This is a genomic window from Acinetobacter sp. AYS6 (genome assembly GCF_025630795.1).
Classification (GTDB): Bacteria; Pseudomonadota; Gammaproteobacteria; order Pseudomonadales; family Moraxellaceae; genus Acinetobacter.
On sequence record NZ_JAOTNV010000005.1, the window covers coordinates 299,705 to 324,884 of the forward strand.

General features: G+C 31.5%; 38 protein-coding genes and 1 pseudogene. 2 read left to right on the forward strand and 37 right to left on the reverse strand.

The features are described from left to right. Positions 1-68: 68 nt before the first annotated feature. A complete protein-coding gene (gene trmB, locus OD757_RS06150; RefSeq protein ID WP_004642023.1) occupies positions 69-785 on the forward strand; it encodes a tRNA (guanosine(46)-N7)-methyltransferase TrmB in 717 nt (238 codons plus the stop codon). 295 nt (positions 786-1,080) lie between these two features. On the opposite strand, the gene OD757_RS06155 is transcribed toward trmB, so the two are convergent. The 32 genes and pseudogenes from OD757_RS06155 to OD757_RS06305 all read right to left on the reverse strand — a co-directional run bounded on the left by OD757_RS06155 (position 1,081) and on the right by OD757_RS06305 (position 18,965). Further along, positions 1,081-1,533 carry an antitoxin YezG family protein gene (locus tag OD757_RS06155; RefSeq protein ID WP_263031214.1) on the reverse strand — a complete coding sequence of 151 codons (453 nt, stop codon included), beginning with the start codon at positions 1,531-1,533 and terminating at the stop codon, positions 1,081-1,083. A 271-nt stretch (positions 1,534-1,804) separates the two neighbouring features. Next, positions 1,805-2,143 carry a hypothetical protein gene (locus OD757_RS06160; RefSeq protein ID WP_263031215.1) on the reverse strand — a complete coding sequence of 113 codons (339 nt, stop codon included), beginning with the start codon at positions 2,141-2,143 and terminating at the stop codon, positions 1,805-1,807. A 179-nt stretch (positions 2,144-2,322) separates the two neighbouring features. Next, positions 2,323-2,511: a hypothetical protein gene (locus tag OD757_RS06165; RefSeq protein WP_263031216.1), complete on the reverse strand. Its 189-nt coding sequence runs from the start codon at positions 2,509-2,511 to the stop codon at positions 2,323-2,325. A 448-nt stretch (positions 2,512-2,959) separates the two neighbouring features. After that, complete coding sequence (locus OD757_RS06170) at positions 2,960-3,364, reverse strand: hypothetical protein (RefSeq protein ID WP_263031217.1); 405 nt, start codon at positions 3,362-3,364, stop codon at positions 2,960-2,962. Between the two features lie 72 nt (positions 3,365-3,436). After that, positions 3,437-3,733 (reverse strand): hypothetical protein, encoded by a 297-nt coding sequence (locus OD757_RS06175; protein WP_263031218.1) that lies wholly within the window; start codon positions 3,731-3,733, stop codon positions 3,437-3,439. Between the two features lie 46 nt (positions 3,734-3,779). Beyond that, positions 3,780-4,094, reverse strand: coding sequence for a hypothetical protein (locus OD757_RS06180; protein WP_263031219.1), 315 nt, complete (start codon positions 4,092-4,094; stop codon positions 3,780-3,782). A 96-nt stretch (positions 4,095-4,190) separates the two neighbouring features. Continuing rightward, entirely contained in the window at positions 4,191-4,505 is a 315-nt protein-coding gene (locus OD757_RS06185; protein WP_263031220.1) for a hypothetical protein, read from the reverse strand. 93 nt (positions 4,506-4,598) lie between these two features. After that, entirely contained in the window at positions 4,599-4,913 is a 315-nt protein-coding gene (locus OD757_RS06190; RefSeq protein WP_262145561.1) for a hypothetical protein, read from the reverse strand. Between the two features lie 8 nt (positions 4,914-4,921). Then, on the reverse strand, positions 4,922-5,218 hold the full coding sequence (locus OD757_RS06195) for a hypothetical protein (RefSeq protein ID WP_263031221.1): 297 nt from the start codon (positions 5,216-5,218) through the stop codon (positions 4,922-4,924). A 91-nt stretch (positions 5,219-5,309) separates the two neighbouring features. Next, complete coding sequence (locus OD757_RS06200) at positions 5,310-5,579, reverse strand: hypothetical protein (protein WP_263031222.1); 270 nt, start codon at positions 5,577-5,579, stop codon at positions 5,310-5,312. 107 nt (positions 5,580-5,686) lie between these two features. Beyond that, complete coding sequence (locus OD757_RS06205) at positions 5,687-6,001, reverse strand: hypothetical protein (RefSeq protein ID WP_174742615.1); 315 nt, start codon at positions 5,999-6,001, stop codon at positions 5,687-5,689. 387 nt (positions 6,002-6,388) lie between these two features. Beyond that, the gene (locus OD757_RS06210) at positions 6,389-6,655 is read right to left on the reverse strand and encodes a hypothetical protein (RefSeq protein WP_263031223.1); all 267 of its coding nucleotides are present in this window, start codon (positions 6,653-6,655) and stop codon (positions 6,389-6,391) included. Positions 6,656-6,749: 94 nt separating this feature from the next. Beyond that, on the reverse strand, positions 6,750-7,175 hold the full coding sequence (locus OD757_RS06215) for a hypothetical protein (RefSeq protein WP_263031224.1): 426 nt from the start codon (positions 7,173-7,175) through the stop codon (positions 6,750-6,752). A gap of 138 nt (positions 7,176-7,313) precedes the next feature. Further along, positions 7,314-7,748, reverse strand: a complete 435-nt coding sequence (locus tag OD757_RS06220; RefSeq protein WP_263031225.1) for an SMI1/KNR4 family protein — start codon at positions 7,746-7,748, stop codon at positions 7,314-7,316. A 45-nt stretch (positions 7,749-7,793) separates the two neighbouring features. Continuing rightward, a complete protein-coding gene (locus OD757_RS06225) occupies positions 7,794-8,318 on the reverse strand; it encodes an SMI1/KNR4 family protein (protein ID WP_263031226.1) in 525 nt (174 codons plus the stop codon). 146 nt (positions 8,319-8,464) lie between these two features. Next, positions 8,465-8,869 carry a hypothetical protein gene (locus OD757_RS06230; protein WP_263031227.1) on the reverse strand — a complete coding sequence of 135 codons (405 nt, stop codon included), beginning with the start codon at positions 8,867-8,869 and terminating at the stop codon, positions 8,465-8,467. Positions 8,870-8,999: 130 nt separating this feature from the next. Further along, on the reverse strand, positions 9,000-9,524 hold the full coding sequence (locus tag OD757_RS06235) for an ankyrin repeat domain-containing protein (RefSeq protein ID WP_263031228.1): 525 nt from the start codon (positions 9,522-9,524) through the stop codon (positions 9,000-9,002). Positions 9,525-9,593: 69 nt separating this feature from the next. Beyond that, the gene (locus OD757_RS06240) at positions 9,594-10,028 is read right to left on the reverse strand and encodes a DUF6985 domain-containing protein (RefSeq protein ID WP_263031229.1); all 435 of its coding nucleotides are present in this window, start codon (positions 10,026-10,028) and stop codon (positions 9,594-9,596) included. A gap of 134 nt (positions 10,029-10,162) precedes the next feature. Next, positions 10,163-10,537, reverse strand: coding sequence for an immunity 22 family protein (locus OD757_RS06245; RefSeq protein ID WP_263031230.1), 375 nt, complete (start codon positions 10,535-10,537; stop codon positions 10,163-10,165). 39 nt (positions 10,538-10,576) lie between these two features. Further along, positions 10,577-11,011 (reverse strand): hypothetical protein, encoded by a 435-nt coding sequence (locus tag OD757_RS06250; RefSeq protein WP_263031231.1) that lies wholly within the window; start codon positions 11,009-11,011, stop codon positions 10,577-10,579. Positions 11,012-11,080: 69 nt separating this feature from the next. Beyond that, on the reverse strand, positions 11,081-11,392 hold the full coding sequence (locus OD757_RS06255) for an ankyrin repeat domain-containing protein (RefSeq protein ID WP_263031232.1): 312 nt from the start codon (positions 11,390-11,392) through the stop codon (positions 11,081-11,083). Between the two features lie 18 nt (positions 11,393-11,410). After that, positions 11,411-11,482: pseudogene (locus OD757_RS18295) on the reverse strand (ankyrin repeat domain-containing protein); the annotation flags it as partial. Between the two features lie 126 nt (positions 11,483-11,608). Next, on the reverse strand, positions 11,609-12,076 hold the full coding sequence (locus tag OD757_RS06260) for a hypothetical protein (protein ID WP_263031233.1): 468 nt from the start codon (positions 12,074-12,076) through the stop codon (positions 11,609-11,611). A 580-nt stretch (positions 12,077-12,656) separates the two neighbouring features. Next, positions 12,657-12,953 carry a hypothetical protein gene (locus tag OD757_RS06265; protein ID WP_263031234.1) on the reverse strand — a complete coding sequence of 99 codons (297 nt, stop codon included), beginning with the start codon at positions 12,951-12,953 and terminating at the stop codon, positions 12,657-12,659. Between the two features lie 156 nt (positions 12,954-13,109). Next, the gene (locus tag OD757_RS06270; RefSeq protein ID WP_263031235.1) at positions 13,110-13,514 is read right to left on the reverse strand and encodes an immunity 22 family protein; all 405 of its coding nucleotides are present in this window, start codon (positions 13,512-13,514) and stop codon (positions 13,110-13,112) included. 358 nt (positions 13,515-13,872) lie between these two features. After that, entirely contained in the window at positions 13,873-14,397 is a 525-nt protein-coding gene (locus OD757_RS06275; RefSeq protein WP_263031236.1) for a DUF4303 domain-containing protein, read from the reverse strand. A 319-nt stretch (positions 14,398-14,716) separates the two neighbouring features. Then, positions 14,717-15,556, reverse strand: coding sequence for an ADP-ribosylglycohydrolase family protein (locus OD757_RS06280; RefSeq protein WP_263031237.1), 840 nt, complete (start codon positions 15,554-15,556; stop codon positions 14,717-14,719). Between the two features lie 416 nt (positions 15,557-15,972). Then, positions 15,973-16,377 carry a hypothetical protein gene (locus OD757_RS06285; protein ID WP_263031238.1) on the reverse strand — a complete coding sequence of 135 codons (405 nt, stop codon included), beginning with the start codon at positions 16,375-16,377 and terminating at the stop codon, positions 15,973-15,975. A 149-nt stretch (positions 16,378-16,526) separates the two neighbouring features. Beyond that, entirely contained in the window at positions 16,527-17,078 is a 552-nt protein-coding gene (locus OD757_RS06290; RefSeq protein ID WP_263031239.1) for an imm11 family protein, read from the reverse strand. 19 nt (positions 17,079-17,097) lie between these two features. After that, positions 17,098-17,523, reverse strand: a complete 426-nt coding sequence (locus tag OD757_RS06295) for a tetratricopeptide repeat protein (protein ID WP_263031240.1) — start codon at positions 17,521-17,523, stop codon at positions 17,098-17,100. A 482-nt stretch (positions 17,524-18,005) separates the two neighbouring features. After that, a complete protein-coding gene (locus OD757_RS06300; protein WP_263031241.1) occupies positions 18,006-18,137 on the reverse strand; it encodes a hypothetical protein in 132 nt (43 codons plus the stop codon). A 219-nt stretch (positions 18,138-18,356) separates the two neighbouring features. Next, the gene (locus tag OD757_RS06305; protein ID WP_263031242.1) at positions 18,357-18,965 is read right to left on the reverse strand and encodes a hypothetical protein; all 609 of its coding nucleotides are present in this window, start codon (positions 18,963-18,965) and stop codon (positions 18,357-18,359) included. A gap of 282 nt (positions 18,966-19,247) precedes the next feature. Between OD757_RS06305 and OD757_RS06310 the strand changes: the two genes are divergently transcribed. Then, a complete protein-coding gene (locus tag OD757_RS06310) occupies positions 19,248-19,874 on the forward strand; it encodes a glutathione S-transferase family protein (RefSeq protein ID WP_263031243.1) in 627 nt (208 codons plus the stop codon). Between the two features lie 13 nt (positions 19,875-19,887). Here the strand turns inward: OD757_RS06310 and OD757_RS06315 are convergent, their stop codons facing one another. The 5 genes from OD757_RS06315 to OD757_RS06335 all read right to left on the reverse strand — a co-directional run bounded on the left by OD757_RS06315 (position 19,888) and on the right by OD757_RS06335 (position 25,121). After that, positions 19,888-20,667: a Rossmann-like and DUF2520 domain-containing protein gene (locus OD757_RS06315; RefSeq protein ID WP_263031244.1), complete on the reverse strand. Its 780-nt coding sequence runs from the start codon at positions 20,665-20,667 to the stop codon at positions 19,888-19,890. A gap of 93 nt (positions 20,668-20,760) precedes the next feature. Then, positions 20,761-22,176 (reverse strand): OmpA family protein, encoded by a 1,416-nt coding sequence (locus OD757_RS06320; protein WP_263031245.1) that lies wholly within the window; start codon positions 22,174-22,176, stop codon positions 20,761-20,763. 213 nt (positions 22,177-22,389) lie between these two features. Continuing rightward, a complete protein-coding gene (locus OD757_RS06325; protein WP_263031246.1) occupies positions 22,390-23,625 on the reverse strand; it encodes a dihydroorotase in 1,236 nt (411 codons plus the stop codon). 12 nt (positions 23,626-23,637) lie between these two features. Next, a complete protein-coding gene (locus OD757_RS06330) occupies positions 23,638-24,654 on the reverse strand; it encodes an aspartate carbamoyltransferase catalytic subunit (protein ID WP_003652674.1) in 1,017 nt (338 codons plus the stop codon). Positions 24,655-24,776: 122 nt separating this feature from the next. Continuing rightward, positions 24,777-25,121: a hypothetical protein gene (locus tag OD757_RS06335; protein WP_263031247.1), complete on the reverse strand. Its 345-nt coding sequence runs from the start codon at positions 25,119-25,121 to the stop codon at positions 24,777-24,779. Positions 25,122-25,180 lie beyond the last annotated feature (59 nt).

Sequence of the window (25,180 nt, forward strand, 5' to 3'; positions counted from 1 at the left end):
CCGAAACATTTGACTTGGTCACCTGAAGACTTAAAATACCGCATTTGAATTTCAATATTGCCAAGGTTATGTCGATCGATCAGTTAGAAACGCAAATTGCAGACTTAGACAATTTGCCTGAACACCGTGAAATTGTGACGTTTATGCGTCGCTCAGCACCACTTAATACGTCTCAACGCACGGCATTAGAACAACATCGCGATTTAATTTTGGAATATCCTGTTGGCGACTTACGTCAACACTTCGAACACCCAGAGCGTCCATTAACTGTTGAAATCGGTTTTGGTATGGGTCGTTCATTAGTACTTATGGCAAAAGCAAACCCTGAACGCAACTATGTGGGTATTGAAGTCCATGTACCTGGTATTGCTCAATGCCTATATGAAGCAGGTATAGCAGAAGTTAAAAACTTACGTGTACTTGATGCAGATGCAATTCAGGTTCTACGTGAAATGCCAGACAACAGCATTAACTGTGTTCAGCTTTACTTCCCAGACCCTTGGCAAAAGAAACGTCATTTTAAACGCCGTTTTGTTGCTCATGAGCGTATGCCATTGGTTGAACAAAAGCTTGAGCTTGGCGGCACGTTCCATGCTGCAACAGATTGGGAACCGTATGCTGAATGGATGCTGGATGTTTTAGATAACCGTCCAGATCTTGAAAACTTGGCCGGTAAAGGCAATAGCTACCCACGTCCAGACTGGCGTCCAGTGACTAAGTTTGAACGCCGTGGTATTGAGTCAGGTCATAAGATTAATGACTTTATATTTAAAAAGATTAAGTAAAGAGCATATTATTTTTACTTAAAATTATGGCATTAAGTTTTAATGACTTAGTGCCATGTTTTTTTTAAATAGAAATAGTTAATGAATTGAGTTAATGAGAAGTAAAATTTTATAGAACATTAAAATATTATTTATTTAAAAATACTTATTTTTTGCATATAAAAAATCCTAAAATCTTTAAAAAGATATTTAAACTAAATTTAATTAACTAAGATTTAAATCGCCCTTTCTTTTATCTAACACCTCTGCACAATCATTAATAAAAAGAGGTATACTTTTACAGTAAAATAGAAAATTAAATCATTTCAGTTAAAGTATCCAATCTTGCTCTATATTCCTCATCTTTATTATCTAAAAGTGGTGTATCTTCATAATAAAAATGAGTTATATATTTACCATTTTGATTAATAACTACGCCAAAACCACTCCATATTTCTTTATTTTTTTCCGAATCAACAAATAATTCATCTACCGCATCAAATAATTCTACTGAGGACTTTAAAGGTGGTCCCTTAGAATTATTATAAGGTATTTTTTCACTACCTAACCAGCATCTTGCAATATTTTTATTTCTTAATCCAATTTTTTCATCTCGAAGCCTCTCTGTATAATATACAATCTTTGACCAATTGGCTGGAGCTACATAAATAATTTCATTCACAATGATATTAACCAACTCACCTTTTTTAAAAAAATCCATTTTATCCCCCTGCTCTATTTTCAAATTGAACTCTAATCCACGTACCATCTGCTTTCTGATATTTAGTTACAAAACCTTTTGGACGAATTGGATTATTATCATAAATTACTTCAATCTTAACAGGATTTTTGGGCGCTTACTTAGATACTATTGATGAAGATAATGAACTTCATTAATTATGACGAATCATTAAAGAAAGAAGTCATTTTACTTCTTTCTTGAATTTAGAATTACATCGACCACTCGATTAATCTCAATATTTTGATATTTTTGAGATCAAGTCCACTACCTCGGTAGACATGATATTCCAAATGGCAGGTTAAGAGGCTGATTCAATCCCAACCAACAAAGCAGACATAAAAACACGCTTATCAATAATCTCATTATCAAATGCCAGCTCAATTCGATCAAAAAGTATACTAAAATCCTCACTGGAATCCAAAATTGTCGCGCTGAGTAAAGCTATTAGTCGTTGTCGTGTGCCCGGAGGATATGTATTAAACTCTGGCAAAAGCAAGGTTCTGACAGCTTTAACTACATCTTCAGGCTGATTCACATTCAAACCATGCAGTTTCAAACAATCCTCATGGCTTACATAGTTGACATCAAACACTTTAAGCACACTAAGTAAATCGAATATTTCCTGTTTTGCTTTCACTATTCACCCCAAATAGGAAAAGCCATATTTATTTGGCCATTCCTGAACCAAACCTGTACAGAATATGACTTCCTGTAGGTTTGAGCAGCTAAATATTATTTATTTTCATAAAATAATTAAATTGTAGAATATAAAGTAGCCAAAATTTTAAAAAAGATATTTAGGCTAAATTTAATTAATTAAGGTCTTAAATCATTTATTCTTTTATCTAATTCCTCTTCATCACCATCAAGAAGAGGTGTACCTTCATAATAAAACTTAGAGGAATATTTACCATTTTTATTAATAGTCAAAAGTAAACCACACCATATATTTCCACAGTTGTGAGCTTCTTTATATAAATTATTTATTGCTTCAAAGAGCTCCATAGAAGCTCTTAATGGGGGACCTTTCGAATTATCATAAGGTGTCTTCTCTTTGCCAATCCAACATTCGGCAGTAGATTTATTCCTTATCCCAATATCTTGATCGTCTAATCTCTCCGTGTAATAAAGTACTTGCTCCCAGTTTCTGGGCGCAACGTAAGAAATTTCTTGGACAATTATATTTAAAAGCTCTGATTGATATAATAAATTCAGAATTTATCCCCCAGCTTTATTTTCATATAAAGTTATTCACCAATGGCCATCTTTTTGGTATTCGACTTCAAAACACTATCAGCCTACCATCAAAGCTATATATTAATTTCATTTAAAGTTGAAGATTTATCAAAACACCTTCCTAAACATAGATATATTTCAATGATATCCTCATTAAATTAAATGTAAAAATTATTACTTAAATAAATATATAATTTAAAATAAATTAGACAAAAAATTAATTTTTCTTAAAAAAGAATTCACTAATCAACTTAAAATTACCATCTTTAAATTCATACCTTCTTGAATAATTTAAAGCTTCAACCTCTGATAGATATAATAAAAAAACATTAGATTTAGCTTCATTTAACAATTTATTAAATATATTATCTATTTCACATATTCCCTCTACCTCCAAAATCCATTCAACATGCTTATGATCTGGATAGTTCCACTCATCTTCACACGGATTAAAATTTTGAAAAAGCCTACATTCTGCCTTACCATCAATTTTTGCTAAAAAATAATCCCCCCAGAAAGAACTATCATGAGGTATAAATACAACTCCTAAAATTTCACTCAACTTTAAAATCATATTTTCTTCGTTATCATAACTCACGCCATAATAATCATATTTTTCCATAATGAAATCTTATCCCAAAATATAAATTTTCTGTACAACCATGAATATTAAATACCCTCTTATAAGAATTAATCATTTCAATTCAGTAATGGTATACATATGAGCTATTTCCCAAGCTATTTTTTTTGCTTTTAAAATATCATCTTGATGAAATGCATCAATCATTTCAATAGTTTTTCTTTCAATTTGTAACGCCTTTACAGTGTCTTTTTGAACTTCAAAAACTATTTCTTCCCACAATCTTTTTATTTCAACAAAAATACCTTCCCACTCATTCTTTTCACTTTCAGATAACTGATTATCTTGAGTATTGTTTGAGATTAAGGATAATTTATTTTCTATCCATTTTAATTTATCTTTTAATAACATTTACATATATCTCTCATTAAGTGAATTTACTTAGTAACTCTAAAACTTATTTGAATTTAGTAATATCGTATAAATCGGCCAACTCTCTAGCAATTTTTTGCCCTTCGCTCTTATCCCCTTTATCAAAAGCATCCATCATTTCTTGAAGTTTAACTCCCACATAGTCAGCTTTCACTAGGTCTTTTTTAATTTTTAGTCTAATTTCAGACCATAGCTCTCTTACATCTTTAATTCGTTCTTCGTGAATAGCTTCTTGAGTAGGAAAGTATTTAAGAAGCCAATCATCATAATCATCTGGAGCACAATGTGCTACAGTAACAAGAGAATCTGTTAATTCACCTAATTTTTCTCTTAAAGACATTTTACTAACTACCTAGATTCATAAATATTGTACGTATCATCTTTTTAGTGCTTTTAAAATATTATCTTCATTAAATACATCGAGCATCTTAAAATATTATTTCAATTTAGTAATATCGTATAAATCGGCAAGCTCTCCAGCAATTTTTTTTCCATCGTCCTTATCCCCCTTATCAAAAGCGTCCATCATTTCTTGAAGTTTAACTCCAACATAATCGGCTTTCACAAGATCTTTTTTTATTTTCGGTCTAATTTCAGACCATAACTGTCTTAAATCTTTCATCCGTTCTTCATGAATGGCTTCTTGAGTAGGAAAGTATTTAAGAAGCCATTCATCATAGTCATCTGGAGCACAGTACTCTACTGTGACTAATGAATCTTCTAATTCACCTAATTTTTCTTTTAAAGACATCTTATTAATTACCTTAATTCAGTAATACTATACATATGAGTTTTTTCTTTTTAAAATATCATCGTGGTGGAATACATCAAATATCTAAAAAAATTATTTTAACTTGGTAATATCGTATAAATCAGCAAGTTCTCTAGCAATTTTTCGCCCTTCAATCTTCTCCCCGTTATCAAAAGCATCAATCATTTCTTGAATTTTAATTTCAACATAATCGGCTTTCACCAGATCTTTTTTAATTTTTGGTCTAATTTCAGACCACAATACTCTTAGGTCCTTTATTTCTTCTTCATGAATGGCTTCTTGAGTAGGAAAGTACTCAAGAAGCCACTCATCATAATCATCTGGAGCACAATGTGCTACAGTAACAAGAGAATCAGTTAATTCACCTAATTTTTCTTTTAAAGACATCTTATTAATTACCTTAATTCAGTAATGCTATACATATGAGCTATTTCCCAAGCTATTTTCCTTGCTTTTAAAATATTCTCTTTATGAAAGGCCTCAATCATTTCAATAATTTTCCTTTCAATTCTTAGCATCTTTATACTATCTTTTTTAATTTCAAAATCTATTTCCTTCCACAATCTTTTTATTTTAACAAAAATTCCTTCACACTCATTCTTTTCACTTTCAGATAACTGATTATCTTGAGTATCATTTGAGATTATGAATAGTTTATTTTCTATCCATATTAATTTATCTTTTAATAACATTTATAAATATTTCTCATCAAGTGAATTTACCTAGTAGTTCTGAAACATTATTTCAATTTATTAATATCGTATAAATCTGCAAGCTCCCAAGCTATTTTTTTCCTTCCACTTTATCTCCTTTATCATAAGCATCAAACATTTCTTGAAGTTTAACTCCAACATATTCGGCTTTAGCTAAATCTCTTTTAATTTGTGATCTAATCTCATTCCATAGCTCTTTTAAATCACTCATAGTATCTTCATGAATTGCAGCTTGAGTAGGAAAGTATTCAAGCTGCCACTCAGCATAGTCATCCGGAGCATGTAGTGCGACTGCTACTATCGCGTCATCAAATTCACTTAATTTTTCTTTTAAAGACATCTTATTAATTACCTTAATTAAATAATGGTATATATATAATCTATTTCCCAAGCTACTTTCGATTGTAAAATATCATCTTAATAAAATGCATAGAGCATCTTAAAATATTATTTCAATTTAGTGAGATCGTACAAATCAGCCAGCTCTCTAGCAATTTTTCTCCCTTCAATCTTCTCACCCTTATCAAAAGCATCAATCATTTCTTGAAGTTTAATTTCAACATAATTGGCTTTCACTGGGTCTTTTTTAATTTTTGATCTAATTTCAGACCACAATTCTCTTAAGTCCTTTATTTCTTCTTCATGAATGGATTCTTGGGTAGGAAAGTACTCAAGTCGCCATTCGTTATAGTCATCTGGAGCACAATGCGCTAGTGTCATAAGGGAATCTTCTAATTCACCTAATTTTTCTTTTAATGTCATTTTTGTAATCCCCTAAGAATATTTACTTAATTTATAAATTGAATTTACAATCATGAGATTAGTATAGTGTAAAATATTGATAGACATGTTAGAAGATTATTTAAATACTACCGATGAAAATAATACACCTCTTTGTTAAAGAGGACGAGTTAGTATCATCAAGAATGAAGTGCGAATTACTATAATTCACTCCTAGTAATATTATCAATTTAAGTTATTATTATTCGATATGAGTAATAATCATATTATTTTATAAATGCGCATTATAATTCAAAAAAATCACCTACTACATGTTCTGGAACCATTGTACAAAAGCAATTACATCCATGAATAATTACATCAAAATTTCTATTTTTTCTAAATCAATAAGATCACCATTGATGATATTTAACTTAAATTCTGCCTTACTGCATGATTCCATATCTCATCAAACTCAGCTTTTGATATAGAAATTGCACTCTCATCAGCCTCTCCAAACTCTGGCTGATCTGTAAAATCATATTGTTCATGAAAATATTCTTTAGGAGTTGCCCAATAAAAAATTCCTTCAAAAACACTAATATGACGGATTATCAATCCTTTGTCCACTTCACAATAGAACGTTCCTTCTATTCCATCATGCGATTCTGTGTACGTCTTAAAATATTCATTCATGGTAATACTTTCCCACACCTAACAATACGTTAAAAAATAGCTAAAAAATCAAAAGAGCCCAGTACAAATGGAATATATTATAATTACCCCAAGCTTATAATATTTGGTTTGGTGGTAAAATTTTATATCCCGAATTAATTACTTCACTACCCCAATTCTCAAACATCAAACCATAAATACTCTTAAAAAAATCTCTAGGTTTTTCAATTTTCCAATTATAAGGAAAATAAAAGCATGTTTCATCATCAGACTCTAATAATTCAGCGAAGTTATAATTCTCAGTCAGTAAAGCTTTCTCTAATGAGAGCATAACTACTACTTTATGATGAACATTATACTTTTTATTTTTTACTTTAAAAAAATACTCATTAAATAAGGGTTTCATTTGAGTAAAGTCATTTGGATCATATTCGGATAAATAATTTTCCCATTCATCCCGATCATACACCTGAAAGGGAGTCAAAGCATGTGCTGGACTTGCTGAAAAATTAACAGTGCTATTCGGATACTTTAATAACATACTAAATATTTCTCTATTTTCTCGAAATTAAAGTTTAATTACATCTACAATAATTTCAAATTTTATATTTATTTTAAGATTTTTTAGCATATCAAAAGTCAATAACAAAGGTAAATAAAATATTTATTAATATATTAATCACTCATGTAAAAGCTCTAAAAAATCTTTAAAATTATTTGAAATTGGATATATTTCCGACAAGAAGCTATCAAGTAAAATTATTTTAGGCGATGTTTTTGTTTCTCGATAATCAAAACAAATCAAGAAATCCCCAGCATCTCTTGCAAATGGTAAAATACCTTTAGGAATTATAGAATTATCAAGTGCGTACCATAAAAATGAACCATACTCATTTGATTGAGTTAGAGGGAAAAAATCACTTATAGATGTTTCATCATCACCGTAATAAAAAGAACCAACTTCAATATATGCAGGATTTGCATATTCAACTAAACTTTTATACAAGAAAGGAAGTTCAATATTCAAAATAGATTCAATCTTTAAAATTTCATCTAAATTTAAATTTTTAGATCCCTTTAAACCAAAATCAGACCAACTCTTAGATAAACTCATAGTTTATTCTCCATCAATATATAGTCTTATTATTTAGGTCAAATATCAAAAAAATCCACTTTTAAGATCATTAACCTCTTCAATATTATACTCAATCATTGCTAAAAAAAATTCATTAAAATTTTTAAAAATTTCAATTTCTTCCCCAGCATACCAAATTACTTCTCCAGCTATTGATGAATTAGGTTTACCTATTAAAAAAATATCTTTATCAATTAAAGTAGCTGCTATTGGCATCAAATCAGTTCTACGAATGCCTTTTTTAGAAAGATATGTAATATCGATTATATTTAATAAATCCAATGCATATTTCTTTTTTTCTCCTTCTATCAAATCTGTCAGACCAAATAAATCTACATATTGATAAAAGCCTTTCCATCCATTTGCATATAAAAGAAAGCTCTTATAAAATTTATCAATTTCCTCACCCAATATAATTTCAGTTTTTATAATATCATCTATTGTTGCAGCTAATTCAGGTAAATAATAAGGCCAAATTTTCCTAGTATCTGCCTCATACAAAGAATTTTTCACAAGAGCCAATCTTGCTATTTTCTGAGTCCAATCCATTACATTTCTCTATCAATTAAAATATAAAATTATTTCATTTAAAATATTAAAGATAAGCTAGCAACAAATTATAAAATATGAATAATAGAAGAAATCATAAAAAATTATTTAGAGCTGATGTTTTTTTTAAAATCAAAATAATAAAATTATTTTTTCTTATGAAAAACCTCATTGACCAATTTAAAATCACCATCTTTAAATTCATACTCTTTTATATAATTTAAAGCTTCTACCTCTGATCGATATAATAAAAAAATATTAGATCCAGCTTCATTTAACAATTTATTAAATATATTATCCATTTCAGGTGTTCCATTTATTTCCATAATCCACTCAACATGCTTATGATCCGGGTAGTTCCAATCATCTTCACATGGATTAAAATTTTGAATAAGTCTACACTTACCATTACCATCAATTTTTGCTAAAAAATAATCTCCCCAAAAGGAACTATCATGAGGTATAAATACAATTCCCAAAATTTTACTTAATTTTGAAATCATATCTTTTTCATTATCATAACTCACACCATAGTAATCAAATTTTTTCATAATAAAATTTTACCTAAAAATATAAAAACCATGTATATTAAATATTATTATAAACTAAGATACAATTAGATATTTTATTTTGTATTCAAAACAAGTAAATTTTAAAAAAATATAGAAAATTTACGCTACATTATAATAGATGATCTTGTTTCTTCAAAGAGTGCAAATAGTTAGCTATTTCTCTTTCACCTCGCTCTAAAGCGAACGCCTCAGCATCAAGATTCTCTGCATAATCTCCAGTATATGCCACTCTATAATTTACACCATGCTTAATCAAAATTTTAACAATATCAAGATTTCCACGATAAATTGCAGTAAACAAAGGATTTTTTATAGAATCTGATGTTATTACCTCCATATTTAAATTCAAAAAATATTCAATAATTTCAATATTTTCCATTTTAACTGCTTGACTTAGAGCATTACCACGGAGGGGGCCACCTTGTTCATTAATATCAACTCCTGCTGACACCAAGTATACAATAATATCTTTACGATTATGTAAAGCAGCATCATGCAACCAAGTACCGAAAGGAGTTTTAAAATTTAAAATTCCTAAATGCCTATGATCTTTTAATAACTTTATAGCTAACTCATTATTACCATCTCTAATGGCACTATGGATATCCTTAGCAATTATCTTTAATTCATCCATTTCTTGACTCTTTTATTAGCTGTCACATCTACTATTTTATATTTTAACTCTATTACTTCTCAAATTATATTAAAGCACTATATCTTGCACTCCTACCTCAACAACTTGCTCATTTATAACTAAGACACCTATACCAAGCTCTGGATCAAATATAGAATCAAAAATAAATCCTAATTGTCTATCCTCCCCTATTTCAGTATGTATAATTTTCAAATATTTCAAAATAACTTTTTTTATACTTTCCAATTCAGTAATCTGAAATTTTTCATAACAATACTTTTGGATCTCTTTTTCAACATCATCCAAAATACTTTTTTTGTTTAACTCAAAATTTATAAAAGTATCTCTTTGATTTTGAGTGATATCACTACCATCATCTTCATATGTATATACATTTAATTCAATTAGATATAATGTATGAAATATTTCTATTTCATATGGACGCAACCAAAGTAGCTCCTTATTATACAACTCTCCAAAAACTTTATCATTTAAAGTTCCCACTTTAAAACTCCATTTATATCCATTAATTAATATCTCAGCGCAAATACAAAAGTAACTTTTAATTACCACGCTATATCTATTTTGATTTTGAATTAATAAAAATTCAAAATATAGCATCTATATTAAATAAAAAATTATGGTTTTTTATAAGGCAATGTACCTAAAAATTTAACCTTCCCTACACTTTCGTGATTTAATTTATATGCAAAATTATAAATTAGAATTATACAATTAATGGGGAATAATAATTTTATATCTTTTAATTTTAGTTCTTCCAAAATTTGTTCATCGTAGGAAAACCCATTGAAAGCTAATTCTAAATTATTGGTAAATTCAAAGAAACTTTTCTCAACAAAATCCTCATCAATAAAATCAATCTGGAATTTATCTGTAAATAAAGATCCTTCAAAATCACCATCTAATGAATATCGATTTAAGACATAGTTATCTAAGTCATAAGAAGAATCTAAATTCCCCACCCAAATAGATATAGAATTATCTTGCTGCATTTAACAAATCCTGTCTATTTTAAAAGCATATAGAAAAAGTTAAAAATCATTTAAACAAGGCATATTAAAACCAGCTTCTTTAAGGTCATTTCCCCAATATTTATACGCTAACTTATAAACTTCTTCAAAATAGAATCTAGGTCGCTTGAATTCCCAAGTATATGGAAGAGAAAATGTATCATAAGGATCTTCATCATTTACTAATAATGCATCAAAGTTAAAGTTTTTATCATTTAAAGCATTAATAAGAACTTTTATCATTTCAATTTTATGATCAACTGTAAACCTCAAAACTCTACCGTTATTAAAAAAGTATTTCTCTAGCAAATCATCTAGTTCTTTTGGATTATTCGGATCAAATTGGTCTAAATAGGCCCCCCATGTTTCCTCACGATCATATATATCAAAAACACCTAAAAATGCTGCAGGTGTTACTACGAAATCTATATCTGAATCTAGATGCTTCAAATTCATATAAGTTATTTAACTCCCAAAGTTACACATAAGCTATCGAATACCATACTTATTAAAGTTATCAGACTTTCATTTCAAGGAATTTAAATAGTTTGCTATTTCTATTTCTCCACGCTCTAAAGCAAATGCTTCAGCATCCATTTTATTCATATAATTGCCAGTATAAGACATTTTATAATCAATACCGTGAGAAATTAATTTTTCAGCGATCGGTAAACTTCCTTTCATTATGGCACCAAATAAAGGATTTTTTTCTGGTTCTGTGGTATCCATTTCAACATTTAACAACAATAAGTATTTTACTATATCAATATGTCCACTTGATGCTGCTGTATTTAAACTATTGCCCCCAAAAGTTCCCCCTTTTTTATTAGGGTCCAACCCTTCAGAAATTAGATATTTAACTATTTCTAATGCACCACTACTAGCAGCTACATGAAGCCAGCTACTAAATGGTGTATCTATAAATATAAACTAGGAAATTCGTTAAATATCTTTTTTAAATTAATCAAATTATGATTTTTAATAGCATTTCTAATTAAAATATTATTCTCTTGATTTTGTCGAATGATATTGGACTTATGCATATAACTTCACTTACGATTCATTGAAAAAAGGAAAATCAATCTCAATTTTAATACCAAGTAAATTTTCTTTCCCATGTTTAATTATTATATTTCCAAACTCTTCTACAACATTACATACTGTATTAAACTGCTCGAAATTAAAATATTGAGGTAATCCATCATCAATGGAATACTCTGGGATATTCTCATTTGATATACAAATCTCACTTTTATTTACCAATGGTGATCTCACCCAAATAAATTTATCATTAATTGACATATCCGGTAACTCTTGATCAATTGGGTAATACTTTTCCAAAATAAAATTATTTATTAACTCTTTTAACTCCAAAAGAGGTTTACCACGTAACTCCCATATAGCATCACAAAGCGTCACGGTTATGGCTTCATATTCATGTCCCCTTTCATCAATACAATAGACTCTTGGATATATAGATTTATTACTTAATAGAATTAATTCTGCTACTATTTTCTTCATAGTGTATACTCAGAACAAAATCGCCACAAAGTCATAATTTTATGATTTACTTTAAAATTTTATTATACTTATAGTCTCGCCTTCATAGAAGTGTTTCCGGCTCTAAAACTTACATTCACTTTCGTCAGACTTATTGCACGTTAAGTATGTACCTAGTACCATGTAAAAGGAATTTTAAAAATAACAAAAATTATTTACCTTTTGAAAAAATTAATATTAGCTAATGTGCTAAAAAATTTATCAAAGAGCTTCCTGATAAGTTCATTCAAACTTCACACAATAAAATTCAAAGGTATAAACATCTTAAATTACCCACTATTTAAAAATATATTTAGAATAACTTTAAATAGTTAAGTTTTAAATTATTCATTCTTTTATTTAACTCCTCTTCATTATCATTAAGAAGAGGTATACCTCCTAATAAAACTTAGTGTAACAGACCACTCACTCCTAAGAATTACATTAAGTTTATTTATTGGTCTATCAAACTAATTACCAATAAAATGGATATCAACATCTTCCAAAGTACCATCATAGTCAATTTCTACTAGTTGATGCTAAAGGTAATATTTTTTTATAACTATATGATGCCTTCAGGCACTCCAGTCCCACCTGCTAATTTACTAATTTTCCAACGATTCATATCTTGGTATTCAAAATTAATTTCATAGTCAAAGTTTGCATCTATCACCAATAGAAATACTCCTTTAATTTTACCTAAGGCTGCTAGTAATTCTTGACCTTTCATATTCATAGGATGAAAGAAATCTTTATACTTCAAGACATCTATTATTTCTACGCCAGTCTCAGACGCAAATGATGCTTTGATTTCTGCGGCTGAACTACTACAGGAAAACCTTAAGTATGCTTTTCCCACTGTGGTTCAACATCCATCATGAGAGTTATAAATTTTTTTGTAATCTCAATAACTAGTGAACTTGCAACATCATTCATCATCATTTCATTCTTCTAATATAAATTTGCTAAGGAACATTATTAACACCACACCTTATATATCTCTGATAGTAAAATATCAACTTTCTACTGAATATTTAAAGCTACCTATGAAAATAGGATCTTTTGCAATCTTCCTCTTAACTTTAAAGTGATTATAATCAAAATCATATTGTGCAATAACCCACCTACAATCTACTATTCCTTTATCAAAAGCAGCACCAGTCACCTCATTAATAAAAGATTTTGAATAAGATAAATCTTCAAGTAATTTATTTAAATTCATTATCTTAAATTTGATATTATTAGTTTCCTGATCATCAAGATTATAGTATCCAACCCCACATAGATCTCGTAAAATATCTAAATCAGAATCTACATCCTCACCCAGTGTCCCGGCCCAAATTGATACAATTCCTTCTTTCTCAAACCCTTGAGTGTAGTAATCATTGTCATCAGAATAATCATTTAAGCTCACTAACATTCCTCCTAAATAATAATAAAAGAAAGACTCAAAAAAGCTGAAAAATATCTATCATAATTGTATTTAATTATAATAAAATTTCCTAAAATCAAATCTGTTATCATTTGAAACTTTACAGTAAAAATCTAAAAAATTGAGAGTTCTCTAAGAGGAACTCTGTTAATTCCAAAAAAGGAGTAATACGCTCTACCGTTAAATTCCTAATATTTTTCAATTTAACCTGTGATCGTTTTAGTGAATCGGGATACCCCCTACACTAAGCAGTACAAAGTATTCTTCTCAGCAATTGTAAAACTAACCTATTGTTTTGATAGACATACACTATTATTCGGCCGTAGAACTGAAGAAAGGGATATAGTTATTGTAACGTCTTTATCCACTCATTAAATTGCTGTGAAACATCATTATTATTTAACAATTCTATCCATTCGCGCTCGTTACTATTTATCGCATCAGAAATAGTAAAAACTATGATACCACTCCTATCCATATCAGAAAAAAAGCCCTCTTCTTTCAAACTTTTGAGTGCCAATATGCAGGATTGATATACATCGAACTTAAACTGATCGTATTCATCCGAAGACTTAATTAATTCAGCATTTGCTCTTAAGTACAGAGAAATCTCCTTAAAACTCTCCCCACCTTTAGATTCATGACTCCACTCACTTGGACTCCATCTATAATATTCTTTATCATCAGGATCATTTTCTATCATTTTATTTAAATGAATACAGCTATTTTGTGCTGGACAGATTGTGATTGCATCTGCATCAGAATATAAGCCATAAGCACAAAAATTTATCTCAGGCTCCTTGTGTCGTACAGTGTTAAAAGCCTCTATCGATGCTTCTTTAATTTTTTCTATAACAAATTGCTTATCCAATAATACTCTCCAATATATAAAAATTAAATCTCGATTATTATAAAAAATGAATATTATCTTTCTAAAGTATATTTACCCTAGAAAAGATCATCTATTACAACCTAGCTAAACTCATTGTTTATATCTACCGTACACATCAAATAAATACTTAATATTTTAAAAAGTTTAAAATTATTCCCCAGTAAGTAAGTTTAAACATCGCAGTTTGGATCAGATCATAAAATTAACGATCTCATCTTCAAAAAACTAAATAAAGAATGCATTTAATTTTTTGAAGTGACAACTTTAAATTTCAAAAAACAACACCATAATTTTTTGATTATATTAAATTTTCTACAAAAAACTTTTTCTCTAAATTTTGTAAAAAAGATATTCCATATTTATCTTCATTTAAATTATTATAAAGTTGAATAGGTAAATCTTTTTTGTATTCTATAAAACATGTAGCTAAACCAACAGCTATCGCTGCAACGCTATCAGTATCTCCACCTAAATTAATACATGACTTTAGAAGCTCACTTAAACAACTATGTTGCAATAAACATGTTAATGCAGCACTGACCGTATCATATGCATTTAAAGATACTCTATCTTTCCAATTATAATCCCAGTTTCCATATTGCTCTGATTTTAGAAACCTCTCTAAGTCCTTAATAGAACCTTTTTGGTAAGTTCCAAAATGGGCAGCTAAAGCGACAGCACAGCTGGATTGAATTCCTATGGGTGAATCATGTGTAATTTGTGCTTGTAACTTTGCTAAAGCAATTACATCTTCTTTATTTTTTAGAAAACCAATTGGAACTGAACGCATTGCCGCCCCATTTCTTTCACTTGTTGGAATTATTAGTTTAAGTAACTCTTTGCTAGACTCAACTTTACTTAATAAATTAAAGAAACCTTCTGAATATCCTAATCTCACATCTCTTTTAAAGCATTCTAAAAATTTTGAAGCTATATTTTCTTTGGTCCATTCTTGACCTGATAATATAAACTCCACTATCGCAATCGACATCTGTGTGTCATCTGTATACTTGCCTAAAATATCGTATAACTCATGTTTGCTGTATAATTCTAAATTATTCTGTGAAATAATCTTATCTTGGCTGCAAAATTCAAAACCAGCACCGTAAGCATCCGCGATAGCAATTTCAATCAACATAAGGATTAAGTCTCTTTAAGTGAAAATAGTCTTTGATTAAATTGTGAAAAACCATAGATACTGGTTCATGTGTTGCACTTTCTTTAAGTATCTAGACTTCTAAAAGTACTGTTCTGAACTCGCTTTCATAATAGAGCGATTCAAATAATTTCTTAGATAGAAATACTTTCACTCATAATAACCTATCTTATGCATTAATCTGAAAATATTTTTAAGATATCGATATTTACTTAAAAATTATTTATAAAAATTTGTATAAATAATTTCTTTAAGAGCTTAGTTAGAGATAATTGATAAAATAGGGTGCCTAACTTAATTCTATTCTCTAAAGCATCAGAAAAATCCAACCAATTACTTTAATCAACCTTAAAAGGTTATACGACCTTTACACCTATAATTAAAATCCATTATCACATTTAATTCAGCTCAGATAAAGCATCTAATTTTGCTCTATATTCATCCGTTTTATTATCTAGAAGTGGTGTATCTTTATAGTAGAATTGAGTTATATATTTACCATCCTTATTAACAACCACACTAAAACCAGTCCATATATCTTTATTTTTTTCAGAATCTATGAATAGTTCATCTAAAGCATCAAATAACTCTACTGAAGACCTTAAAGGCGGCCCCTTAGAATTATTATGAGGTATCTTTTCATTACCAAACCAGCACCTTGCAATGTCTTTATTTCTTAATCCAATTTCTTCGTCTCGTAAACGCTCTGTATAATATACAATCTTTGACCAATTAACTGGAGCTGAATAAATAATTTCATTCACAACAATATTGAGCAATTCAGATTTTTTTAAAAAATTCATATTTAGCCTATTATTCTCGAATATCACATCAATTCTACTTAATAAGAAGATATTTAAATTATCTCTTAATTCTAAGCTAACTACTCAATAATTTTTATAAATATGCATAATAAGTACTGCACAATTTCACACTGAGAGACTTTTCAATCCTACCATTTCCAATCATCAATCTTAATAAATCTCACTCCTGTACAACCTAAACTTTTTATTAAATCACTTAATGAATCATGTACTAAGATTATGTTATTAAATGTTTTATCAATTCTAAATAAGACTTCTTTTTTGGCCTTATCTACATCAACAACAAGTTTATAAATTTCATAAATATAGCCTTCTTCTTCTATATATCGTGAATATTCTTTATTAATACAATCAATTTTTTTCAATAAGTTTACAAAAAAGTATTTAGTTTGTATAGGAATACCATTTGGTTTATATAGCTTTATTGGAAAGTATTCTGCACTTACCTGTTTTGTTTCTAAAATATCTTTTAGCTTACTAGAAACTATAAAAATTGAACCTACATGAAAATAGTCTGCTGGTTCATATTCTTCGATTAAATCAATGTCTATCTTGATTTTTTTATCAGAGATTGGTTCACCCTTTGTAAGTTTAATTTCCTTTAATACACTAATATCTCTAATGGTTCCACGCGTATAATAAATTTCATTCTCAAAATCTGCTTTCCAAACGCTATACATTTTTGACCTTAAAGTTATATTATATAACAATTTTTGTTTCTAAAAAGTCTAAATACTTAGGATCATCTTCCAAAAGTATACCTAACCCTCCTCCCATATAAGCTCGTGTTAATTCATCAGCTGATTCATCAAAGCTACCTTCTTCAAAATAAAGCTGTCCAAGACGAAGATGAATATAAGGATTTCCCAGCCCTTGTGGACACTGAACTGCATTGTAAAAGCACTTAAATGCTTGTTCATAATTTTTAAAGTGAAAATACATATCTCCCATTGCAACATATATCCACGTTGCTGCTTCCCACTCTCTATGATCGCTTGGAAGTAATTTTAAAGAATCAATATAATTTTTCTTTGCTTCCTCAACATTTCCTTGCTTAACAAGCTCATCACCTCGTTTACATAAAAAGGTAATTTCTTTGTGAATTTCATTGGGTAACTGCTTCATAATTACTACTTACTATCTTAACCACTAGCTTTATTTTAAAGAAAATTTCCTACTTAAGTTCTTCCACTTGCAAGTACTGAATCTAAAGTATTAAATAGGTTTTAATGAATTTTACTGATATCTATTTCAAAAAATAATAAATAAGTCTAACTTTATCACTTTAAGCTCAGTTGAAGATATATATACTTTAAATATATTGCTATTGAATATGAGATACTTTTTAATTTATTGCATCTAATCTTGCTACTTCAAAGAATTCAAATAACTAGCTATTTCTTTTTCTCCACGTTCCAAGGCGAATGCTTCAGCATCCATATTATTCATATAATCACTCGTATAAGAAATTTTATAATCTATACCCCGAAATATTAAAATCTTAACTATAGTTAAATTTCCCATATACATTGCCGTAAAGAGCAGATTATGTTCGTACTCATCGATTATCATTTCAACATTTAAGTCTAATAAATAATTAATAAGATCTATATGCTGATTTTTACTTCTTCATTTAAAGCATTTCCTCCTAAAATCCCTCTTCTTTCATTTATATCAATGCCTTTATTAACCAAATACTCTACTAAAATTTGACGACCATGAGCAGAAGCATCATGCAACCATGTTCCAAGAGGGGTCTTGTAGCTAAGAATCCCTAGTTTTTCATTAATGTTAATAGCTTTATAGCTAAATCAATATCATTACCTTTAATAGCGTAATGTATTTCTCTAGCAATAGATTTCAAATCATTCACTTTTCGCTCTCTATGTTTCCTTTTTTCTACCCAACCGTCAGTTTACTTATATAAATTTTTTTCACTGTAAATATTCTCTTATAATTCATAAAACAACTTCATTTTTTTCATTTATTACTTTTTCAATAGTATTCTTATCCACTAGAACTATAAATTCTGGTGGTAATATGAGTACAGACATGATTTCAGGTCTTAAGTAAAGTAGTTGAAAAGCATATATTGCTTCATATTCAATGTTTTCGCTATCATCTTCAAGTGTATTAATGAACCATCCAGAATCACCTTTCTCTAAATCTGGTTCTATACGCTCCATAAATAGTTTTTCTTTATCCAAACATCCTTTTACTAAAATAATTTTATCCTGAAATAACGTAGCTATAGGATCTACCCCGCAACGCTTTGCAAAACTATTTTGTTGTGCCTGAACTGCAAGTGTAAAATCAATACTATTTTTTTCTTCACTAAATGGATTACGTGAAAAATCTGGTTCACACAATATTAACTGATTATCATCAAAAGTTCGAAATATCAAAAAAGACCAACCAAACTGTATTTTTACACCATCTTCAATAGATACACCCTTCCGACTCATATCTACAATCAGTTCTGCCAACCATTTTGCTTGCTCACTTAATCGAGAGGAATATCTCATTAGGATATTATTCTGAATTAGTTCAATAACTTTCTCTTCCATTAATAACCTTTCATTAATTACGTTATATATTAAAAAATAGACCAACCTATTTCTTCACTTATCTTTAATATTTTATCTTTTTAATTCTTGTTAAAAAGTATTACTCCTATACTATCAAATAACTCTACTTAAAAATTCAAATATATTCTTATCAATTAAATTTTATTAAGGATATAACTTACTACTAGATATATTTTTTTAACTATTGATTGCCAATCGAGCCAAATCTAGCTATTTATAGAAACTGGTACTTGCCATACTAAAAATTGCTAAGGACAACACATGTTAAAAATTTTAGGGCGCGATAACTCCATTAATGTTCGCAAAGTCTTATGGTTGTGTGAAGAACTAAATATTGAATATGAAAGAGAAGATTGGGGACGAGGCTTTCGCTCTGCTCAATCACCTGAATATTTACAATTAAACCCAAATGGACAAATTCCTGTAGTTTTAGATGGCGATTTAGTCCTTTGGCAGTCCAACAGTATTATCCGTTATCTAGCAAATGCTTATGATAAAAAGCATCAGCTTTACCCTACTCAAGCGAAAGAAAGATTCTTTGTCGACCAGTGGATTGATTGGCAAGCAATAGAGCTGAATAACAGTTGGACTTATACGATTATGTCTCTCTTGAGACACTCACCAGATCATCAAGATCCAAACTTATTGCAACAAGGTATTGATGACTGGAATCATCATATGCAGATTCTTGATCAACAACTCGCAAAAACTCAGGCCTATGTTGCAGGTACTGAGTTTACCCTAGCAGACATTCCAATTGGCTTGTCTGTACAGCGCTGGAAGGCAATACCTTTTGACCATCCAACGCTTAAGAATGTCGACCAATATTTTGAACGTTTAAATCAACGTGCGGGTTTCTTAAAATGGGGAAATAACGGCGAACCTTAATTTTAAATCACTTTTAGTCCGAGTGATGACGTTTTACGATGCCATCACTTAAAAGTTGATAAACCTGTTTTAAATCATCTTGATTTGCTTGAGCCAATAAGTCTTGATGCATTGCCAAGATATTCTGATCTCCCCTTACCGCAGGGCCAGTTTGCATTTGTTTCGGATCATTTTCAGTGGCTTTTTTAGCTGTTTCCAAAATTAAAGGATAGAGCAAGCCAAAGTCCACCTGCTCTTTATCTACAACCTGCTTTGCCATATCAAAACAATAATTACTAAAATTACAAGCGAATACAGCCGCTAAGTGTAAAGTTAAACGTTGTTTGGAGGTGTATTGATATACTCGGTTACTTAGGCTATTTGCTAAATCTGAAAGTAGTTTCTGATCGACATTTGTTATTGCTTCGACAAATAACGGCGTTGCAGACCAATCAACATCTCTTTCTAAGCTAAATGTTTGTAATGGATAAAACACCCCTGCTTTTTCATGTACATGACTGATGACTTCAATATCAGTACTACCCGAAGTATGGACAATAAGTGTGTCAGGAAAGAATTCATGAACTTGTTTTACAAGCTTTGCAATTGCACTATCTGAAACCGCAAGAATGATGAGATCGGTTGATTGGAATTCTCGAAGAGACTGGCATGCTTTTGCTTGAATTTTCTCTGCAAATTTTTGGGTTTTATCAAAATCACGCGCATAGACTTGTACGATGTTATGACCTTGTCCCAATAAAGCCTTTGCTAAATGAAAGGCAACTCGCCCACTTCCAACCAAACTGATTTTCATATCAATCCAACATTATTTGTCTCAACAAAAAAGCTTCTCAAAATGAGAAGCTTTTTTCAAATTAAAATAACTAATTTTTCATAAATCAGTTGATTATTGAGCTACTGAAAACTCGATACGACGGTTTTTAAAGCGGCCTTCTTCTGTCGTGTTTTCTGCAACTGGCTGATCAGAACCATGACCTTGTGCCACTAATTTAGATGCGTCTACACCTTTAGATGTCAAATAATCTACCACTGCTTGAGCACGGCGTTGAGATAAAGCTTTATTTGCAGCAGCATTACCTGTTGAATCGGTATGGCCGCCTACATTTAATTTGACACTAGTTACTTTATTTAAAAGTGTTGCAGCTTGATCAAGAATGGCTTTGTTATCCGCAGGTATATCACTTGAACCACTCGCAAAATTAATAATTTGCAAGTTAAGCGCTTTCACCAAAGCATCTACATCGACATTGTTCGGATCAATTGAGCCTAGAGCAGTTTGCGAAGCAGTTAAGCTATTGCTTACAGACTGCTCAGCTGTTGCTGGTGCAGCACCGACAACCTCAGTATGTGGCACCAATGCTTTTACTTTTGCAGTTAAAGCTTCTAATGCTGCCGCATCACCCGCTTTCAAAGTGATTTTGTCGCCTACCCATTCTAAAGATGCATTTGGCACACCTTTTAATGCACCTAACACACCAGCAAGTGCATCTTTATCTGTAAATGAAGCCGCATAAGTTTGGCTTGTATCTACATTACAATCTTGAGTTGTCGAGAAAACCTTTTTAACGTCCGTTTGTAGCGTTGCCAAGAAGCCTTGATCGCCAATCCCAGCCTGACACTGACTTACTGTTCCTTTATCATCTGTACTTAACGTTAAACTTGCGGGTGCAGCAGCAGCTTCAACACCACTTGCAGCCGTCGGTTCTGGTGCTGGTACAGCTTCTTTATGCTGGCAAGAACGCCACAACCAAGCAATGATAAGACCCAGAATAATGAGGGCAATAATAGGTAAGAACCCACGCGACTTACCGGTATTTTCAGTTGTAGCTGCAAGCGGAGGTGCCGTTGATGGTGTGACAGAAGACAAGCCTGCACCCAGTCCCAGAGGAGCTAATAGACCCACTGCCCATGCGGGTAAATATGAACGAATGGTATCTGCATGCTGACGTAAATAATTTACAATACTTTGTTGATCATTTCCGGCCACATCTGAAATTGCATTAAGGCTAGGTTTAATTGCGCTATTGAGTGTACTTTCGATTTCATTATTTGGTGCTGTACCACTTAAATGAGTAAGCACAGTATTCTTGATTTGGTCATTATGAGAAAAAAGATCTGATAACGAGGGAGCCAAACTGTTTTTCAATTGTCCAATAAGATCAGGTTTAGCAGCTAATAATGAAAGTAAAATTGGATAAAACTTAGATAAAGCATTCGATTTTTCGCCGAGGTATCCGTCCTGGTTATTTAATAATGTTGATGATACTTTTTCTTTAAGCAGTTCTATAGGGTTTATCGACATTGATTATTCTCCCGAATCTTATAAGTCGTAACCAGCAACTTTTGATTATTCAAATACTTCTCTTTGCTGATAGTTTTTTATTCTAATCTGTGCTCAATCTTTTGTTGTTTTTTAAATAATTTATATACAAATTACCATCTATTATTTACAAAACAGGTAGACCTCATTGATCTACCTGTTCATATTTTAAATTTACTTTAAATAAGTACTTTATCAGTTAGCAAAAGTTTGAAGTACTTTGCCCGTCAAGGTTTGTCCCAACAATGGGGTATTTTTCCCTTGCGATAAAATGGTGTCTTTGCTTACTGTCCAGCTTAAAGTCGGATCTACCAACACCCATCCGGCTTCATCTTCCCAACGCGTGGTCATGTTGGCAACCTGCGCTGGTACGCTAGATACTTTAGCAACCCATTCTAGAGGTTCGAATAAACCTTCATTAATGAGTTGAATACCTAAAGATACATAGGTATCAAAAGCGGTAATACCCGGCTGAGTTTCTGCAAATGGCGCCATTTTTGCCGAACTGCTTAAAGGCTCATGGTGCGTACAAATTGCATCAATTACGCCTTCTTTTAACCCTTGACGTAAAAGTTCTTTATCTTGCTCAGAACGCAATGGTGGGCGAACGTGTGCCAGTGAGTTGAAACCGTCTGTTAAGTGTTCGGTTAAATGTAATTGGTGCATTGCAACATCAGCAGTCACAGGTAAGCCTTTTGCTTTTGCTGCACGGATTAATTCAACCGATGCACCACAAGACAACAAACCGAAGTGAGCTTTTACGCCAGTTGCTTCAATCATCAGCAAATATTTTGCAATCGCTACAGTTTCAGCAAGCGCCGGAATCATCGGCAGTCCTTGGCGAGAAGCAATAAAGCCTTCGTGTGTACATCCATCTTTAGCAATTTGTGGTTCTTCGGCATAGAACACAACCGTTAAGCCAAGACCAGCTGCATATTCCAAAGTACGAATAACCACATCATCATTTTCAAAAGCAGCGTTGGCATTTGAAACAGCAGTACAACCACCCTTTTTAAGACCGGCCATATTTGCAGGTTGTTTACCATTTAAGCCTTGGGTTTGAGCACCAATAATATGCATATGAATGCCGCCATCAAGCCATGCCTTTTCAATCAAGCCATGAATAAGCGCACCGTTGTCTTGCACAATCGGCTTTGAATCTGGTGGAGTAATCACGTGCAAAATACCATTAGCACGTGCTGCCTTTCCTTCAGATTTAAGTGTACCGTGTTGTTGTTGACCAGGTTCACGTAAACGTGCACACAAATCAACCATGGTTGGCATTAACCATTTACCTTGACCATCGATGGTTTGCTCAACTTGCTCTACCGGAGCAACAAACTTGCCATTTTCAATATATACAGTTTGTACGTTGTCTATTTTCTGGATTGGGTCTAACACACGTACATTTTCAATTTTTACGATACTCATGTGATCCATTCCTTACAACGTAATCGCTTCAATTAAACCTTGCTCTTGGAGTTGGCCTTGCATTGATAAAGCCAATACAGCCATACGAACAGCAATACCGTTGGTGACTTGTTTCAAAATAACCGACTGGTCTCCATCAGCAACACTTGAATCAATTTCTACACCACGATTCATTGGCCCCGGGTGCATTACAATACAGTCTGGTTTAGCTAAACCAAGACGTTCTTTGTTTAAGCCATACATTCTATAAAATTCAGACTGTGAAGATAATGCCGGAGAGTCAATACGCTCATTTTGAATACGTAGAGCAATAATCACATCACAATCTGCGATCCCTGCATCCATGTTATTAAACAACCGGACATGCTCGCCATATTCCGAAAAACCCACTGGCAATAATGTATTCGGTGCAATCACGCGAATATCTTTACAACCTAGAGTTTGTAATGCTGCTACATCCGAACGTGCTACGCGAGAGTGTTTGATGTCTCCAATAATGGCAACACTCAACTCTTCAAACGGTTTCTTTGTTTCACGGCGAATGGTCAGCATATCAAGCATCGCTTGCGTTGGATGGGCATGACGGCCATCTCCAGCATTAATAATTGCGACTTTTGGACATACATCTTTAGCAATGAAATGCGCAGCGCCCGAAGATGAATGGCGTACAACAAAAATATCGGCAGCCATTGCTTCAAGGTTCCAGAGCGTATCTCGTAGCGTTTCACCTTTTGAAGTACTTGAACGTGCAATATCAATATTCAATACATTAGCAGACAAGCGTTTTGCTGCTGCTTCAAAAGTAGTACGAGTACGGGTGGAGTTTTCAAAGAAAAGATTCATAACCGTCAATCCCTCTAAGAGCGGACGGTTAATTAAATTATTATTATCATCTAAAAAGCTTTGTGCGGTATCTAAAATCTTAGTGAGGTTTTCTTTTGAAAGTCCCTCAATTGTTAAAAAATGTTTTAAATTTCCGTCTTGATTGAGCTGAACCTGACTCGGCTGATGCAACGCTGCAATATGCATAATGGATTCCTATGGGTCGAATCGCGAAAACGTGCATAGTGTAGCTGAATTCCGCTCTTTTCGCAGAAGAACTTTACAGAATAAGACCCTAAATTGACCAAAATTTAAGGTCTTATTCGAGATTACCTTAAAGCACCAATATAATGATGTGGAACTTGTGCTCGATAAATGTCTTCGGCTGTTATTTCTGGCTCTTCATCGACCTTAGCCATAGCGAGCGTTTCTTTTTGAGGGGGTTCCGGCAGTGTGTCAACTAACGATCTTAATCGCTCAACACATCGTTTTAATTCGTCATCCTCTGTTTCTAACGCCACCGTAATTACATATTTTGCATAATCTTTATTTTGAATTACATACATTGCATCTATTACCCGCCCTGTCACTCTACGCATACGTACATATATTTGTGTGGCCACTGAGAAAGCATCCGCATTAGCAATAAAACCATTCCCCATCATGTCTTTCATTTATAACGTCCCCATCCATTAAAATTATAAAAATGGTTAAAAATCGACTTTGTCTGTTA

Bases quoted from the DNA above. Each gene is read 5' to 3' on its own strand.
- OD757_RS06220 (WP_263031225.1), bottom strand. From the start codon at position 7,748: ATGAGTTTATCTAAGAGTTGGTCTGATTTTGGTTTAAAGGGATCTAAA.
- OD757_RS06335 (WP_263031247.1), bottom strand. From the start codon at position 25,121: ATGAAAGACATGATGGGGAATGGTTTTATTGCTAATGCGGATGCTTTC.
- OD757_RS06205 (WP_174742615.1), bottom strand. From the start codon at position 6,001: ATGACATTAAAAGAAAAATTAGGTGAATTAGAAGATTCCCTTATGACA.
- OD757_RS06295 (WP_263031240.1), bottom strand. From the start codon at position 17,523: ATGAAGCAGTTACCCAATGAAATTCACAAAGAAATTACCTTTTTATGT.
- OD757_RS06330 (WP_003652674.1), bottom strand. From the start codon at position 24,654: ATGCATATTGCAGCGTTGCATCAGCCGAGTCAGGTTCAGCTCAATCAA.
- OD757_RS06325 (WP_263031246.1), bottom strand. From the start codon at position 23,625: ATGAGTATCGTAAAAATTGAAAATGTACGTGTGTTAGACCCAATCCAG.
- OD757_RS06280 (WP_263031237.1), bottom strand. From the start codon at position 15,556: ATGTTGATTGAAATTGCTATCGCGGATGCTTACGGTGCTGGTTTTGAA.
- OD757_RS06315 (WP_263031244.1), bottom strand. From the start codon at position 20,667: ATGAAAATCAGTTTGGTTGGAAGTGGGCGAGTTGCCTTTCATTTAGCA.
- OD757_RS06180 (WP_263031219.1), bottom strand. From the start codon at position 4,094: ATGTCTTTAAGAGAAAAATTAGGTGAATTAACAGATTCTCTTGTTACT.
- OD757_RS06260 (WP_263031233.1), bottom strand. From the start codon at position 12,076: ATGAAGAAAATAGTAGCAGAATTAATTCTATTAAGTAATAAATCTATA.
- OD757_RS06235 (WP_263031228.1), bottom strand. From the start codon at position 9,524: ATGGATGAATTAAAGATAATTGCTAAGGATATCCATAGTGCCATTAGA.
- OD757_RS06185 (WP_263031220.1), bottom strand. From the start codon at position 4,505: ATGTCTTTAAAAGAAAAATTAGGTGAATTAGAAGATTCATTAGTCACA.
- OD757_RS06245 (WP_263031230.1), bottom strand. From the start codon at position 10,537: ATGCAGCAAGATAATTCTATATCTATTTGGGTGGGGAATTTAGATTCT.
- OD757_RS06175 (WP_263031218.1), bottom strand. From the start codon at position 3,733: ATGTTATTAAAAGATAAATTAAAATGGATAGAAAATAAATTATCCTTA.
- OD757_RS06270 (WP_263031235.1), bottom strand. From the start codon at position 13,514: ATGTTAGTGAGCTTAAATGATTATTCTGATGACAATGATTACTACACT.
- OD757_RS06200 (WP_263031222.1), bottom strand. From the start codon at position 5,579: ATGTCTTTAAAAGAAAAATTAAGTGAATTTGATGACGCGATAGTAGCA.
- OD757_RS06225 (WP_263031226.1), bottom strand. From the start codon at position 8,318: ATGGATTGGACTCAGAAAATAGCAAGATTGGCTCTTGTGAAAAATTCT.
- OD757_RS06305 (WP_263031242.1), bottom strand. From the start codon at position 18,965: ATGGAAGAGAAAGTTATTGAACTAATTCAGAATAATATCCTAATGAGA.
- OD757_RS06230 (WP_263031227.1), bottom strand. From the start codon at position 8,869: ATGAAAAAATTTGATTACTATGGTGTGAGTTATGATAATGAAAAAGAT.
- trmB (WP_004642023.1), top strand. From the start codon at position 69: ATGTCGATCGATCAGTTAGAAACGCAAATTGCAGACTTAGACAATTTG.
- OD757_RS06155 (WP_263031214.1), bottom strand. From the start codon at position 1,533: ATGGTACGTGGATTAGAGTTCAATTTGAAAATAGAGCAGGGGGATAAA.
- OD757_RS06210 (WP_263031223.1), bottom strand. From the start codon at position 6,655: ATGAATGAATATTTTAAGACGTACACAGAATCGCATGATGGAATAGAA.
- OD757_RS06290 (WP_263031239.1), bottom strand. From the start codon at position 17,078: ATGTATAGCGTTTGGAAAGCAGATTTTGAGAATGAAATTTATTATACG.
- OD757_RS06215 (WP_263031224.1), bottom strand. From the start codon at position 7,175: ATGTTATTAAAGTATCCGAATAGCACTGTTAATTTTTCAGCAAGTCCA.
- OD757_RS06190 (WP_262145561.1), bottom strand. From the start codon at position 4,913: ATGTCTTTAAAAGAAAAATTAGGTGAATTAACTGATTCTCTTGTTACT.
- OD757_RS06285 (WP_263031238.1), bottom strand. From the start codon at position 16,377: ATGAATTTTTTAAAAAAATCTGAATTGCTCAATATTGTTGTGAATGAA.
- OD757_RS06250 (WP_263031231.1), bottom strand. From the start codon at position 11,011: ATGAATTTGAAGCATCTAGATTCAGATATAGATTTCGTAGTAACACCT.
- OD757_RS06195 (WP_263031221.1), bottom strand. From the start codon at position 5,218: ATGTTATTAAAAGATAAATTAATATGGATAGAAAATAAACTATTCATA.
- OD757_RS06165 (WP_263031216.1), bottom strand. From the start codon at position 2,511: ATGGAGCTCTTTGAAGCAATAAATAATTTATATAAAGAAGCTCACAAC.
- OD757_RS06320 (WP_263031245.1), bottom strand. From the start codon at position 22,176: ATGTCGATAAACCCTATAGAACTGCTTAAAGAAAAAGTATCATCAACA.
- OD757_RS06170 (WP_263031217.1), bottom strand. From the start codon at position 3,364: ATGGAAAAATATGATTATTATGGCGTGAGTTATGATAACGAAGAAAAT.
- OD757_RS06310 (WP_263031243.1), top strand. From the start codon at position 19,248: ATGTTAAAAATTTTAGGGCGCGATAACTCCATTAATGTTCGCAAAGTC.